Annotated in this window: 14 protein-coding genes; 13 read left to right on the plus strand and 1 reads right to left on the minus strand. The window is 64.8% G+C overall.

Going from position 1 to position 13,618, the window contains the following annotated elements:
- Positions 1 to 4 precede the first annotated feature (4 nt).
- Both AC22G6_RS15530 and AC22G6_RS15535 read left to right on the plus strand, forming a co-directional pair.
- On the plus strand, positions 5 to 772 hold the full coding sequence (locus AC22G6_RS15530; protein WP_487367500.1) for a class I SAM-dependent methyltransferase: 768 nt from the start codon (positions 5 to 7) through the stop codon (positions 770 to 772).
- Complete coding sequence (locus AC22G6_RS15535) at positions 744 to 2,201, plus strand: exonuclease domain-containing protein (protein WP_487367562.1); 1,458 nt, start codon at positions 744 to 746, stop codon at positions 2,199 to 2,201. The genes AC22G6_RS15530 and AC22G6_RS15535 overlap by 29 nt, the downstream gene beginning before the upstream one ends.
- Positions 2,202 to 2,217: 16 nt before the next feature.
- On the opposite strand, the gene AC22G6_RS15540 is transcribed toward AC22G6_RS15535, so the two are convergent.
- A complete protein-coding gene (locus AC22G6_RS15540; RefSeq protein WP_108950189.1) occupies positions 2,218 to 2,910 on the minus strand; it encodes a Crp/Fnr family transcriptional regulator in 693 nt (230 codons plus the stop codon).
- A 240-nt stretch (positions 2,911 to 3,150) separates the two neighbouring features.
- Between AC22G6_RS15540 and AC22G6_RS15545 the strand changes: the two genes are divergently transcribed.
- The 11 genes from AC22G6_RS15545 (at position 3,151) to ccmB (ending at position 13,604) form a co-directional block, all read left to right on the plus strand.
- Entirely contained in the window at positions 3,151 to 5,067 is a 1,917-nt protein-coding gene (locus AC22G6_RS15545; RefSeq protein WP_487367501.1) for a histidine kinase, read from the plus strand.
- The gene (gene narL / locus AC22G6_RS15550) at positions 5,064 to 5,708 is read left to right on the plus strand and encodes a two-component system response regulator NarL (RefSeq protein ID WP_487367502.1); all 645 of its coding nucleotides are present in this window, start codon (positions 5,064 to 5,066) and stop codon (positions 5,706 to 5,708) included. Before AC22G6_RS15545 ends, narL begins: the two co-directional genes overlap by 4 nt.
- Positions 5,709 to 5,912: 204 nt before the next feature.
- On the plus strand, positions 5,913 to 6,404 hold the full coding sequence (gene napF, locus AC22G6_RS15555; RefSeq protein ID WP_487367563.1) for a ferredoxin-type protein NapF: 492 nt from the start codon (positions 5,913 to 5,915) through the stop codon (positions 6,402 to 6,404).
- Entirely contained in the window at positions 6,401 to 6,655 is a 255-nt protein-coding gene (locus tag AC22G6_RS15560; protein WP_108950193.1) for a chaperone NapD, read from the plus strand. The genes napF and AC22G6_RS15560 overlap by 4 nt, the downstream gene beginning before the upstream one ends.
- Positions 6,656 to 6,660: 5 nt before the next feature.
- Positions 6,661 to 9,207, plus strand: coding sequence for a nitrate reductase catalytic subunit NapA (gene napA, locus AC22G6_RS15565; protein ID WP_487367503.1), 2,547 nt, complete (start codon positions 6,661 to 6,663; stop codon positions 9,205 to 9,207).
- A gap of 70 nt (positions 9,208 to 9,277) precedes the next feature.
- On the plus strand, positions 9,278 to 10,141 hold the full coding sequence (gene napG, locus AC22G6_RS15570; protein WP_487367504.1) for a ferredoxin-type protein NapG: 864 nt from the start codon (positions 9,278 to 9,280) through the stop codon (positions 10,139 to 10,141).
- Positions 10,138 to 11,061, plus strand: coding sequence for a quinol dehydrogenase ferredoxin subunit NapH (napH, locus tag AC22G6_RS15575; protein ID WP_487367505.1), 924 nt, complete (start codon positions 10,138 to 10,140; stop codon positions 11,059 to 11,061). Before napG ends, napH begins: the two co-directional genes overlap by 4 nt.
- Positions 11,058 to 11,507, plus strand: coding sequence for a nitrate reductase cytochrome c-type subunit (locus AC22G6_RS15580; RefSeq protein ID WP_487367506.1), 450 nt, complete (start codon positions 11,058 to 11,060; stop codon positions 11,505 to 11,507). Before napH ends, AC22G6_RS15580 begins: the two co-directional genes overlap by 4 nt.
- A 22-nt stretch (positions 11,508 to 11,529) precedes the next feature.
- A complete protein-coding gene (locus AC22G6_RS15585; RefSeq protein ID WP_487367507.1) occupies positions 11,530 to 12,150 on the plus strand; it encodes a NapC/NirT family cytochrome c in 621 nt (206 codons plus the stop codon).
- A gap of 165 nt (positions 12,151 to 12,315) precedes the next feature.
- Positions 12,316 to 12,942 carry a cytochrome c biogenesis heme-transporting ATPase CcmA gene (gene ccmA / locus AC22G6_RS15590; protein WP_487367508.1) on the plus strand — a complete coding sequence of 209 codons (627 nt, stop codon included), beginning with the start codon at positions 12,316 to 12,318 and terminating at the stop codon, positions 12,940 to 12,942.
- Positions 12,936 to 13,604, plus strand: coding sequence for a heme exporter protein CcmB (ccmB, locus tag AC22G6_RS15595; protein WP_108950199.1), 669 nt, complete (start codon positions 12,936 to 12,938; stop codon positions 13,602 to 13,604). Before ccmA ends, ccmB begins: the two co-directional genes overlap by 7 nt.
- Positions 13,605 to 13,618 lie beyond the last annotated feature (14 nt).

Raw genomic sequence — 13,618 nt, forward strand, 5'->3', positions numbered from 1 at the left:
ACTGATGACCGAACCCGCCCGGAGCGCGAGTCCGCTTCAGACCGATCCTCAGTTGCAGCGCTATTTCGCCAGCGAGGAAGAACGCCGGGTCAATACCCGAAAGCTGTTTGACAGTGCCGCTTCGGGCTATGACCGGGCGGAGAACATCACCGCGCTCGGTACCGGCCCGTGGTATCGGCGCTGGGCATTGCAGCGCAGCGGGCTGACCGCAGGCATGACCGTGCTCGACGTTGCCGCAGGGACTGGGCTGGTTGCGCGCGAGGCGCAGCACATCATCGGCGCCAAGGGCCGCCTGATGGCGCTCGACCCCTCGCCCGGCATGCTCGACGAGTTGCGCAAGAAGCTGTCGGTGGAAACCATCGAGGCCTACGCCGAGTCGATTCCGCTGCCCGAGAACAACGTCGATTTCGTCTCCATGGGCTACGCACTGCGCCACGTCGGCTCGCTTGAGCAGGCCTTCGGCGAGTATCTGCGCGTCCTGCGTCCGGGTGGCCGGACCTGCGTGATGGAGATCACCCGTCCGCGCAGCGCCTTCGGGCGGCTGATGATGCGCATCTACATCCGCGGCATCGTGCCCCTGCTGTCCCGGGTGGCGCGCTGCAACCCCGATGTGTCGATGCTCTGGGAGTATTACTGGGACACCATTCAGGCCGCCGTCGAGCCCGAACGGGTGCTCGAGGCAATGCGCCAGGCCGGTTTCGAGGATGTGCGCTGCATGCTCACCCTGGGTGTATTCCGTGAGTATGTCGGCCGCAAACCTGCCACTGTCTGAGCGTATGTCCCTGCCCGAGCGGCTCGCCTTCGTCGATCTCGAAACCACCGGCGCCAACCTGCAGCGTGACGGCATCACCGAGATCGCGATCATCCGCGTCGAGCACGGGCGCGTCGTTGAGCGCTGGGAGAGCCTGGTCAACCCCGGGCGCTCGATCCCGGCCACGATCCAGAGTTTCATCGGCATCACCGACGAGATGGTGGCCGACGCGCCGGCGTTCGCGGCGCTTGCCGATGCGGTCGCGGCCCTGCTCGAGGGCTGCGTGTTCGTCGCCCACAATGCCCGCTTCGATTACGGCTTCCTCAAGAATGCCTTTGCCGGCCTTGGCCGCAGTCTGGATGCGCCGGTGTTGTGCACCATCAAGCTGTCGCGTGCGCTCTATCCGGAATTCCATCGCCACGGGCTCGATGCGCTCATCGCGCGCCACGGGCTGGCGTGCGGCGCGCGCCACCGGGCAATGGGCGATACCGATGCGCTGTGGCAGTTCGTTCAGCTGGTGGAGCAGTCCTTCCCTGCGGAAACCCTGCAGCAGGCCGTCACACGTGCAATGAAGGCGGCGGCGCGCCCGCCCGGTCTGCCTGAAGGGGCGATCGAGGGCATGCCGCCGTCGCCCGGCGTCTATCTTTTCTTTGGCACCGAAACCGCGCCCGAAGGCGGGCGTCCCGACTTGCCGATCTACATCGGCAAGAGCGTGAATCTGCGCACCCGGGTGATGGAGCACTTCTCAGCCGCAACCCGCAAGGGCAAGGAAGCCGAGCTTGCACGTCAGGTCAGGCGGGTGGACTGGATCGAGACCGCTGGCGAGCTGGGCGCGCTCCTGCTCGAGGCCGATCTGGTCAAGACGCGTCAGCCGCTGCACAACCGCCTGCTGCGCGCCAGCGAGGAGACCTTTGCCCTGCGCATGGTGCCTGGCCGCAAGCGGCCGCCGGTGCTCGAGCGTGTGCGCATTGCGGACACCGATCCCCGCGACTGGGAAGAGCTGTTCGGCGCGTTTCGCAACCGCAAGGAGGCAGAGAACCTGCTGCGCGAGCTCGCCCAGGCCTATCAGCTGTGCCCGCGCCGGCTGGGTATCGAGCCAGGCAGCAGCGGGCCGTGCATGGCCTTCGGCATGAAGCGCTGCGCCGGCGTGTGCGCCGGGCGGGAGTCGTTCGAAGCGCACGATACGAGGCTGCTGGGCGCACTCGGTTCGGCCCGTCTCAAGCCCTGGCCGTGGCCGGGTGCGGTGATCTTGCCTGAAGTTCACGAAGCCAGCGGGCGGGCGGCATTCCATGTGGTCGACCACTGGTGCCATCTGGGCAGCGTCGAAACGCGGGATGAGGTGGCTGCGGTGCTCGACAGCGTGCAGCCGCGCTTCGAACTCGATACCTACCGCATCCTGAGTCGCTGGCTCGGCGCTGCTGAAAATCTCGCGTCTGCCGAGCCGCTCTAGCGCCGTCTGACCGCGCTCAGCCCGCAGCGCAGCTGCGCAGCATCGACAGATTGTCCAGCACCAGACCACGGCGCCCCTGCGGGCGAATCATGCCATCGCGCATGAAGCGCGACAGCACGCGTGACAGGGTTTCCGGCGTCAGGTTGAGCTGCGCGGCGATGTTCTGCTTGTCGGTCTCGAGCTGGATTTCAAAATGCTCGGCGCTCTCGGGCGCAAGCCGCGACAGATAGTGGGCGACGCGCTGCGTGCTGGTGCCCTGCAGACAGATCTGCAGGTTCTCGATCAGGTCGTAGATGGACGACGAAAGGCGCAGCGTCATTGCATTGGCGAACGAAGCCGACGCCGCCATCGCGGTGCGCAACGAAGCGCTGCGGACCAGTAGCAGATTGGTGTCACGCGTGGCTTGGGCGGTGAACAGCTGGGGCCGGCCGAGCAGGGCTGCCTCCTCGCCGAACAGTGCGCCCGCGCCGGCAACCTGTATGATCTTTTCAGCCCCGCTGGCGGAAATCAGTGAGCACTTGACCTCGCCGTTGAGCACGACCCACATGCAATCCGCTGCGTCGTGCGAGTGCGTGACGATTTCGCCACGCTCGCAGTGAAGCACCCGGCCGCCGTCGATCAGTCGCAACATGCCCTCGTTGTCGAGCAGGTCGAACGGCGAGGTGCGGGCAAGGGTCGAAAAGAATGTGGAAACAGGTTCGGCGGTCATTGTACTAGCTCCTTGCGGCCGACTCGTGGTAGCCGCGTCTTGTCCAGTTTAGGGCGTATTCCCGCGCGTCTGAATCCGCACCCCGGTGTGTCTCGATCACCGAAGTACCTCCGAAGAGGTATGGGCGTTTCGCCTCAATGCCTTGTTTACTATAGACATGAATTTTGAAATTGAGGTTTTTTGTATGCCATGGGCGTGTTCGGGGTACCCCCTCATATCCGGGTTTTCAGGAGCAGGAAAATGACTGGACGTCTGTTTGACGGGCTGGCGCGACGCTCAATCCTGTGGCTGGTCGCGCTGGCCATGGCGGCGCTGACGGTGATCGGTCTGGCGGGCATGAGCACCTCGGTCCTCGTGGCCGAGACCGTGCAGGGCAGTGCGAGCGCCATCAACGTCGCCGGCAGCCTGCGCCGGCTCACCCACCGCATGGCCAGCCTGGTCGTGGCTGACGTGCTGGAGGAGAAAGTCGCGACCGAGCGCGTGCTGGCGTCGCTCAGGGAGTTCGAAGAGAGTCTCGTCCATCCGGCCCTGCTGCGCGTGCTTGAGCGCACGCCGGACAGTGTGTTCGCGGCGACCTATCGTGGTGCCGAGGCGGCCTGGCGTCTGAGCGTGAAACCCCGCGTCGATTCGATCCTGACAGACGGTCCTCCGCCTTCGCGTGAAAGCGTGGGCGCCTTGCTGAACGAGGTCGACGCCTTCGTCGAACAGCTCAACACCCTGGTGGCGGTGCTCGAACATGACACCGAGCAGCGCATCGGCGACCTGCGCCAGATTCTCGCGCTTGCGATCGGGCTGACCCTGCTCGTGGTGGCACTGGCGCTGGTGTTGCTCCAGCGCCGGGTGTACCGGCCACTCAACGCGCTGCTGCTGGCTGCCAGGCGCATTGCGGCCGGCGATCTTTCTGCGCAGGTGAGTCACACCGGACGCAACGAGCTCGGACAGCTCGGGACGGCTTTCAACACCATGACGGGCGAACTGTCCAAGCTCTATCGCGACCTGGAGAGTCGGGTCGAGTCCAAGACGGCCGAGCTTCAGCGCAGCAACCGGGCGCTCGAGCTGCTGTACCACGCGATTGCTCGCCTGTACCACGCGCCGGCTGCGCCTGAGGCTTACGAGGCCACGCTGCGTGACATCGAGCAGGTGGCGGGGCTGCGGGGCAGTCTGGCCTGCATCGAGCCGCGCCATGACGGGCCGGCTTCCGTGATCGCGAGTTCGATCGGCCCGTGCCCCGACCATGTCGAGAGCGGGGTCGAGGCCGAGCTGGCCTGTGCCCGCTGTCGTTCGCATTCGGGTGACTGGGATTACGAGCGCGAGGGCGACCACGACCTGTTGCGGGTCCCCTTGCGTGATGCTGAACGTCATCTCGGCATGTTGCGTCTGGCGCTGGCGCCCGGGCAGCGGCTCGAAGCCTGGCAGCAGCAGCTGGTCGAGGCGCTGTCGCGCCATGTCGGGATGGCACTTGGGGCCGCACGACGCAGCGAGCAGGCGCGCCTGCTCGCCCTGCAGGAGGAGCGCTCGGTGATTGCCCGCGAGTTGCACGATTCGCTCGCCCAGGCCCTGTCTTACATGAAGATCCAGGTCAGCCTGGTGCAGCCACTGGTGGGCGATCCTGCGCGCAGCGCCGAGGCTGAGGCCATCCTCGCCGACCTGCGCGAGGGCATCAGTGCCGCCTACCGCCAGTTGCGCGAGCTGCTGGTGTCGTTCCGGCTCAAGATGACGGGTGATTTCTCGGAGCTGCTGCAGGCCGCAGTGGACGAGTATGCGAGCAAGGGCAAGATCGAGGTCGAACTCGAAACCCGGCTTGCGGACTGTCACCTCGGCCCCAACCAGGAGGTGCATGTGCTGCATATCATCCGCGAGGGGCTGTCGAACATGGTGCGACATGCGCGTGCGAGCAAGGCCTGGCTGAGCCTGAAGTGTGATGCGGACGGTAAGTTCTCCGTCGTGCTCGACGATAATGGTGTGGGGCTCGGCGAGCCGGTCTCCGATGCACGCAACCATCATGGCCTTGCGATCATGCGCGAGCGTGCGCGCAGCCTGGGGGGGCGTTTCGACATTGCCCCGCGTCCGGGCGGGGGGACGCGGGTCAGTCTGCGTTTTCGTGCCGGCACGGCGATCGTGACCGAGACACCCATCGCATTCGGGAGCGTGAAATGAGCGATGTCCAGAGCGTCATCATCGTCGATGACCACCCGCTGTTCCGCAAGGGCCTGATCCAGCTGCTGAAGACCGTCCCCACGCTGAACCTGATCGGCGAGGCCGCCGGGGGAGAGGAGGGCCTGGCGCTGGCTGTGCGCCTGCAGCCGGACCTGATTCTGCTCGACCTGAACATGAAGGACATGAACGGGATCGAGGTCTTGAGCGCCATCCGCGCCGCCCGTCTCGACAGTCGCGTGGTGATGGTGACGGTGTCCGATCACGGCGAGGACCTGGTCGCCGCCTTGCGCGCGGGCGCTGATGGCTACCTGCTGAAGGACATGGAGCCCGAGGCCATGGTCGATGCGCTGCGCGATGTGGGCAGTGGCCGCATCGTCATCTCCGACGCGCTCACCCACCTCATGGCCGCCGCCCTGCGCGGCCCTGCGCAGCCCGAATCAATCGCCGCCGCCGGACTGACCGAGCAGGAGGTGCGCATTCTCGAGCAGATCTCCGGCGGTCTGTCGAACAAGCTCATCGGGCGCGAGCTCGACATCGCCGAAGGCACGGTGAAGGTCCACGTCAAGCACATCCTGCGCAAGCTCAAGATGCGCTCGCGGGTGGAAGCCGCGGTGTGGGCGGTCGAGCACCTGCGCAGCTAGACATCTATTTCCTTCGTTGTAGTTTGCAGTGTTCTCCGCGCGTCACCTCGCGCACCCGGTCATGCGCATCGAAGCCGCATAACTGAGAGCTATTCTCGTCTTGACGTCCATCAATGACGTACTCCCGGCAAGGGTTTTCAATGTCCCTATTCGCTATACGGGAAAACCCTCTTGGAACCTGCAGCTCTTTCGCGCCGAAGTTTTTTGCGTGGCCGCATCCGCACCGTGAACCCCGCCCAGCGTCCACCGTGGGCGCTTGACGAGGCTGCCTTCATCGAGCGTTGCACGCGCTGCGACGCCTGCATCAAGGCCTGTCCGACCGGCATTCTGATTCATGCCGACGGCGCCTATCCGGCAGTCGATTTCAGCCACGGCGAGTGCACCTTCTGTGGCGAGTGCGTGAGTCGCTGCGAACCGGCGGCGTTGCAGCGCGCGGCGGAGGATGCTCCGGCGTGGCGTCTGCAGGCGCACATCGGGGACGCCTGCCTGGCAATGAGCGGCGTGGAGTGCCGGGTCTGCGGCGAGGCCTGTCCTGCGGGGGCAATCCGTTTTCGCCCGCGTCTTGGCGGCGTGGCGCTGCCGGCGCTGACGCTGGAGAGCTGCAATGGTTGTGGTGCCTGTTTCGCCCCCTGCCCGGTCCGGGCAATCACGGTGAAGGCAGGGGAGATGGATATGGCGAACAAGGAGAGCACATGAACATCGCAAGCCTGGTAGTGCGGGCGAAGCCCGAGGATTTCGCCGTCGTGCACGACTTTCTGAAGCAGGTGCCCGGCGTTGAGGTGCAGGGTGAATCGCTTGAAACCGGTCGCATCGTCGTCACCGTGGAAGACGGTGAAGGCTGGTCGGTGACCGACTCGATACTGAAGGTGAATCTCGGCCCCAGGGTGCAAGGGGTGACGCTCGCCTACGAATACACGGATGAAGGTCTCGAAAACCTGGAGGCATGAAGAAAATGAGCATGGACAGACGCGAATTCATCAAGGCCAATGCGGTTGCGGCCGCAGCGGCAACGGCGGGCATCAGCATTCCGGTGGTGGCGCAGGCGCAGGCCAAGAATGGCGACGGCACCAAGGTGCGCTGGGACAAGGCAGCCTGCCGCTTCTGCGGTACCGGCTGTTCGGTGCTGGTCGGCGTGCAGAACGGCCGCATCGTGGCCACTCAGGGCGACCCGGATGCACCGGTTAACCGCGGCCTGAACTGCATCAAGGGCTACTTCCTGTCGAAGATCATGTACGGCGACGACCGTCTGACCAAGCCGCTGCTGCGCATGAAGGGCGGCAAGTACGACAAGAACGGCGAGTTCACGCCGATCTCGTGGGATCAGGCCTTCGACATCATGGCCGACAAGTGGAAGGCCGCGATCAAGACCCACGGCGCCGACTCGATCGCGATGTTCGGTTCCGGGCAGTGGACGGTGTGGGAAGGCTATGCGGCGGCCAAGCTGTACAAGGCCGGTTTCCGCACCAACAACCTCGACCCCAATGCGCGTCACTGCATGGCGTCGGCTGTTACCGGCTTCATGCGTACCTTCGGCATCGACGAGCCGATGGGCTGCTACGACGACATCGAGAACGCCGACAGCTTCGTGCTGTGGGGCTCGAACATGGCCGAGATGCACCCCATCCTGTGGAGCCGCATCACCGACCGTCGGCTGTCGAAGGAAGGCACCGAGGTCCACGTGCTGTCGACCTTCGAGCATCGTTCCTACGAGCTCGCCGACAACCCCATGATCTTTGTGCCCAACACCGATCTGGCGATCCTGAACTACATCTGCAACTACATCATCCAGAACAAGAAGGTGAACACCGAGTTCGTCAGCCGCAACGTCAATTTCAAGATGGGCGAGACGGATATCGGTTTTGGCCTGCGTCCGAACCATGTGCTGGAAGCGAAAGCCACCAATAACGGCTATCCGGGCGCGGACGGCAAGCCCAAGGGCAATGCCAGCGCGGCCAAGGACATTACCTTCGACGAGTTCGCCAAGTTCGTGTCCGAGTACACCGCCGAGAAAGTGTCCAAGCTTTCCGGCGTGCCGGTCGCGAACCTGCAGCGGATGGCCGAAACCTATGCCGACCCGAACCGCAAGGTGGTGTCGTTCTGGACCATGGGCTTCAACCAGCACACCCGCGGTACCTGGGTGAACAACATGATCTACAACGTGCATCTGCTCGTTGGCAAGATCTCGGAGCCGGGCAACAGCCCGTTCTCGCTCACCGGTCAGCCCTCGGCCTGCGGCACGGCACGCGAAGTCGGCACTTTTGCCCACCGTCTGCCGGCAGACATGGTGGTTGGCAATCCGATGCACCGCGCGATTGCAGAGGAGATCTGGAAGCTGCCGGAAGGCACGATTCCGTCCAAGGTCGGCCTCCACGCCGTGGCCCAGAGCCGCGCGCTCAAGGATGGCAAGGTCAAGTGCTACTGGACATCGACCACCAACAACATGCAGGCCGGCCCCAACATCAACGATGAGGTCTATCCGGGCTGGCGCAACGAAGAGGCTTTCGTGGTGGTGTCGGACGTCTATCCGACGGTGTCGGCGATGTCGGCCGACCTGATCCTGCCCTCGGCGATGTGGACCGAGAAGGAAGGCGCCTACGGCAATGCCGAGCGTCGCACCCAGTTCTGGCGTCAGCAGGTGTCACCCCCAGGTGAGGCGAAGAGCGACCTGTGGCAGTACATCGAATTTGCGAAGCGCTTCAAGGTCGAGGAAGTGTGGCCGGCCGAGCTCATCGCCAAGATGCCGCAGTACAAGGGCAAGACCCTGTACGACGTGCTCTACGCCAACGGCCAGGTCAACAAGTTCCCGCTGTCCGACATCGAGAAGGCCAACAGCCACGCGATCAAGGGCTACACCAACGACGAGTCGAAGGCGCTGGGCTACTACCTGCAGAAAGGCCTGTTCGAGGAGTACGCACGCTTCGGTCGCGGTCATGGTCACGACCTCGCCGACTTCGACGTGTATCACAAGGCGCGCGGTCTGCGCTGGCCGGTGGTCGATGGCAAGGAAACCCTGTGGCGCTTCCGCGAGGGCTACGACCCGTATGTCAAGACCGGCGAGGGGGTGAAGTTCTACGGTCACAAGGACAACAAGGCCGTGGTGTTCGCGCTGCCCTACCAGGATCCTCCGGAAATGCCGGACAAGGACTTCGACATGTGGCTGTGTACCGGTCGCGTGCTCGAACACTGGCACACCGGCTCGATGACCCGTCGCGTGCCCGAGCTGCACCGCTCGGTGCCCGAGGCCCAGGTCTTCATGCATCCGGACGATGCAAGCAAGCGCGGTCTGCAGCGTGGCATGGCGGTGAAAGTCGCTTCGCGTCGTGGCGAGATCGTCGCCCGGCTCGAAACCCGCGGCCGCAACAAGCCGCCGGTGGGCCTGATCTTCGTGCCCTTCTTCGATGAGGGCCGGCTGGTCAACAAGCTCACGCTCGATGCGACCTGCCCGATCTCGAAGGAAACCGACTTCAAGAAGTGCGCAGTCAAGGTAACCAAGGCCTGAAACCACGAGGCGTGAGCCTGACACCTGCGGTGCCGATGGGGCACTGCAGGTGGCCGGATACACGACAATCATGAGTAAAACCCAGAATACGACCGCTTCCGCGCCTGCCAGCACCGGCCCAGCCAAGTCACGTCGCCGCTTCCTCAAGGATGCGGCAGGCGTGGCGGGCGGGGCGGGTCTGCTCGCGCTCGGGACCGGTCTGTATTCCCGACAGGCTTCGGCGCTGCCGGCGACGGCGATCCGTCCGCCCGGTGCGCTGGCCGAAGCCGATTTTCTGGCCGCCTGTGTGCGTTGCGGGCTGTGCGTGCGTGACTGCCCGTATGACACGCTGAAGCTGGCGGTACTTGGCGACAGCGTGGCCACCGGCACCCCTTACTTCGAAGCACGTAAGATTCCGTGTGAGATGTGTGACGACATCCCCTGTGTGGCGGCGTGCCCGACGGGGGCGCTCGATCGCGGGCTGAGCGAGATCGGCGAGGCACGCATGGGTCTTGCGGTGCTGATCGACCAGGAGAACTGCCTCAATTTCCTCGGTCTGCGCTGCGACGTCTGCTACCGGGTGTGCCCGGTGATCGACAAGGCCATCACGCTGGAACTGGTGCATAACCCGCGCTCCGACCGTCACGCCATGCTGCTGCCGACGGTGCATTCGGACGCCTGCACCGGTTGTGGCAAGTGCGAGCGTTCCTGCGTGCTGCCGGGCGAGTCTGCCATCAAGGTGTTGCCGCTCAAGCTGGCGCAAGGCTCCAAGGCCGAGCACTACCGTCGCGGCTGGGAAGAGAAGGCCGAAGCCGGCGGCTCCCTGATCGGCGACCAGCTCGAGATGCCGGTGCGGGGGCTCGAAGGCAAGGCCTACGGCGACACCCGCGTAGGACCGGGTGATGCACCTGCTGCGGCTGAAAAAAGCGGTATCGACTCGGGGTGGAAGCCATGAGCGCGCATACCCAGAGCCGTGGCGCGGTGCCGCCAACCAGCGTGCGCGGTGCCGCGATGCGCGGCGTGGTCGCACGTCCGGGCGCGGAAGCCATCGAAGCCAAGGGCTGGTTGATCGCGCACAAGTGGCTGCTGCTGCGGCGTGCCAGCCAGCTCGGCATTCTCGCGCTGTTCATGGTCGGGCCGTGGTTCGGCTGGTGGATCGTCAAGGGCAATCTGGCTTCGAGCCTGACCCTGGGCGTGCTGCCGCTGACCGATCCCTTCCTGATCGCACAGCAGGCCGCTGCCGGGCACTTGCCGTATCGTGAAGCGCTGATCGGCGGCGCCATCGTGCTGGCGTTCTATCTGCTGCTCGGTGGCCGGATGTTCTGCGCCTGGGTGTGTCCGGTCAATCTGGTGACGGATGCCGCGGCCTGGCTGCGGCGCCGGCTTGGCCTCAAGGGCGGCAAGGTGCCCTCGGCCAATACGCGTTACTGGCTGCTCGGCTTCGTGCTGGTGCTGGCTGCGGTGACCGGGTCGTTGGCGTGGGAGTGGGTGAATCCGGTGTCGATGTTCCATCGCGGGCTGATCTTCGGTTTCGGTCTGTCGTGGGGCATCGTCGGCGGCATCTTCCTCTACGACCTGCTGATCGCGCCGCGTGGCTGGTGTGGCCACCTGTGCCCGCAGGGTGCTTTTTACGGACTGATCGGCAAGAGCGCGATGCTGCGCGTCTCGGCCAACCGGCGCAGCGCCTGTAACGACTGCATGGACTGCTTTGCAGTCTGCCCCGAACCTCAGGTCATTCGTCCCGCGCTCAAGGGTGTGGGGCAGGACCATCCGCTGATCCTCGATGGCGACTGCACCTCGTGTGGCCGCTGTATCGATGTCTGTGGCAAGGACGTTTTCCGTATTTCGACACGATTTGACAGGAGCGAGTCATGAACAAAAAGACCCGACAAATTGCACTCGCGCTGATGGTCGCACTGGGCCTGAGCGCGGCCGCTGTGCCAGTCGGCGCGCAAAACGTCAGCAGTATCCGCGGCGCGGACGTTTCGGCCAACGAGCTGCCGGCGGGCAGTTTCAAGCCGGTGCCCGACCAGCCGCCGATCCAGCGCGACTATGTGCAGCAGCCGCCCTTGATCCCGCACAAGGTGGATGGCTACGAATTGACCAAGAATTTCAACCGCTGCATGGATTGCCATGCGTGGAGCCGCTACAAGGAGACCGGGGCGACCAAGGTCAGCCTGACGCACTTCAAGGACCGCGACGGTGGCGAGTTGTCCAACATTTCGCCGCGACGCTACTTCTGCATGCAGTGCCACGTGCCGCAGACCGACGCCAAGCCGTTGGTCGGCAATACCTTCCAACGCGCCGAGGGCCTGCGCTAAGGCCGTCTGACCGGGGATAGACATGACTGAAAAGAAGGGAATGCGGCAGAGGCTGCGCAACGCCGGCTGGGGCGCCATCGTGCTGCTCTTTGCCGCCGGCATCGTGTTCTGGGGCGGGTTCAACTGGGCCCTGGAAATGACCAACACCGAGAAGTTCTGCGTCTCGTGCCACGAGATGGAGGACAACGTGTTCCAGGAGTATCGCAACACGATCCACTACCAGAACCGCACCGGCGTGCGTGCGACCTGCCCGGACTGCCATGTGCCCAAGGAGTGGGGGCCGAAGATGATCCGCAAGATCAAGGCCTCGAGGGAGGTCTATGGAAAGATCATGGGTACGATCAATACCCGCGAGAAATTCCAGGAAGAGCGCCTGCGCCTGGCAGAGAACGAGTGGCGGCGGATGAAGGCCAACAACTCGCAGGAATGCCGCAACTGCCATAACTACGAGTACTTCGACTACTCGGTTCAGGGCCGGCGCTCCAACCAGATGCACCAGGCCGGGCTGGCCGAAGGCAAGACCTGCATCGACTGCCACAAGGGCATCGCTCACTCCCTGCCTGCAGTGGATCAGAGCATCGGCGCCGATCATGGCGGCGTCGCACCCGAGGTCTTCCACCCCACGCCACCTAAGGCTGAATAAGACCTTCTGTCCGTCAGCGGCTTCCGGCCCGGCACGCAGTCGACGACTGTTGTGCCGGGCCGGAAGCGTTCAAGGCGTCGCGAAACGCGGCGATTTTGTCGTGTGAGCGGGTTTACAAGCAGAAAACGTTTCAGCCAGCGCCGTGCTGTGGTTCAATCCGTCCCCATGCTCGAAGCCGACAATCTTGCCTGCCTGAAAGGCGACCGCCTGCTGTTTCGTGGACTCGCCCTGCGCCTGGCGGCGGGAGATCTGCTGCGGATTGCCGGCCCCAACGGGGTGGGCAAGACCAGCCTGCTGCGGCTGGTCTCCGGGCTTGCGCTGGCCGAGGCGGGAGAGGTGCGCTGGAAGGGGACGGCCATCGGCCGCGACCGCGAGGCATTTCACCGCGACCTGCTCTACCTGGGTCATGCGCCTGCACTCAACGACATGCTCACACCGCTCGAGAACCTGCAGTTTGCCGTTGCCGCCGCGGGCGACGATGCCGACGCCGAAACCTGCATGCAGGCGCTGGTGCGCATCGGCCTTGCCAATCAGCTCGATCTGCCTGCGCGGGTGCTTTCCCAGGGACAGCGCCGCAGGGTGGGGCTGGCACGCCTGTTTCTGTCCGGACGGCGGCCCCTGTGGGTGCTGGACGAACCGTTTACCGCGCTCGATGTGGGCGCCGTCGAGGATCTGGCGGGTACGCTGTCGGACCATTGCACGTCTGGCGGCATGGTGATGCTCACGACGCACCAGGATGCACCATTCGCCGTGCCGCCCAAGGTGCTCGATGTCGGAGCGTTTGCGTGCTGAGGACCTTTTTTGCCGTTCTGCGCCGTGACCTGTTGCTGGCCTGGCGGGGCCGGGCCGACGTCATGGTGACGCTGGCCTTCTTCGTCATCGTGGTGTGCCTGTTCCCCTTCGGTGTCGGTGCCGAGCCCAACCTGTTGCGGGCGATTGCGCCCGGCGTGCTGTGGGTGGCGGCCTTGCTGGCCTGCCTGTTGTCGCTGCACCGCCTGTTTGCGCAGGACTATGCCGACGGAACTTTGGAGCAGCTGCTTCTGTCAAGTGAGCCGGCAGTGCTGTGGGTGCTGGCGAAGGTGCTGGCGTTCTGGCTCACCACAGGCCTGCCTGTCGTGGCGGTGGCACCCGGTCTGGCGCTGTTACTTGACCTTGAGCAAGGCGCGTTGCCGGTGCTGGTCTTAAGTTTGGCGCTGGGCACGCCGATTCTTGCCCTGCTGGGCGCGGTCGGTGCGGCGCTGACACTGGGTGTACGTGGTGGCGGCATGCTGCTGGCACTGCTGATCCTGCCGCTGTTCGTGCCGGTGCTGATTTTCGGTGCCGGCGCGGTGGAAGCCGAGGCTTCCGGCACGGGGGCGGTGGCGCATCTGCTGCTGCTCGGCGGCGGTCTTGCCGGGGCCCTCGCACTGGCACCACTGGCGTGCGCTGCATCCTTGCGTATTTCGACTGAATGACCTGACATGGCCTC

This window comes from Parazoarcus sp. PS-13 R2A, from assembly GCF_057621855.1.

Coding starts and splice junctions, on each gene's coding strand:
- AC22G6_RS15530 (WP_487367500.1), top strand. CDS start 5: ATGACCGAACCCGCCCGGAGCGCGAGTCCGCTTCAGACCGATCCTCAG.
- AC22G6_RS15535 (WP_487367562.1), top strand. CDS start 744: ATGTCGGCCGCAAACCTGCCACTGTCTGAGCGTATGTCCCTGCCCGAG.
- AC22G6_RS15540 (WP_108950189.1), bottom strand. CDS start 2,910: ATGACCGCCGAACCTGTTTCCACATTCTTTTCGACCCTTGCCCGCACC.
- AC22G6_RS15545 (WP_487367501.1), top strand. CDS start 3,151: ATGACTGGACGTCTGTTTGACGGGCTGGCGCGACGCTCAATCCTGTGG.
- narL (WP_487367502.1), top strand. CDS start 5,064: ATGAGCGATGTCCAGAGCGTCATCATCGTCGATGACCACCCGCTGTTC.
- AC22G6_RS15560 (WP_108950193.1), top strand. CDS start 6,401: ATGAACATCGCAAGCCTGGTAGTGCGGGCGAAGCCCGAGGATTTCGCC.
- napA (WP_487367503.1), top strand. CDS start 6,661: ATGAGCATGGACAGACGCGAATTCATCAAGGCCAATGCGGTTGCGGCC.
- napG (WP_487367504.1), top strand. CDS start 9,278: ATGAGTAAAACCCAGAATACGACCGCTTCCGCGCCTGCCAGCACCGGC.
- napH (WP_487367505.1), top strand. CDS start 10,138: ATGAGCGCGCATACCCAGAGCCGTGGCGCGGTGCCGCCAACCAGCGTG.
- AC22G6_RS15580 (WP_487367506.1), top strand. CDS start 11,058: ATGAACAAAAAGACCCGACAAATTGCACTCGCGCTGATGGTCGCACTG.
- AC22G6_RS15585 (WP_487367507.1), top strand. CDS start 11,530: ATGACTGAAAAGAAGGGAATGCGGCAGAGGCTGCGCAACGCCGGCTGG.
- ccmA (WP_487367508.1), top strand. CDS start 12,316: ATGCTCGAAGCCGACAATCTTGCCTGCCTGAAAGGCGACCGCCTGCTG.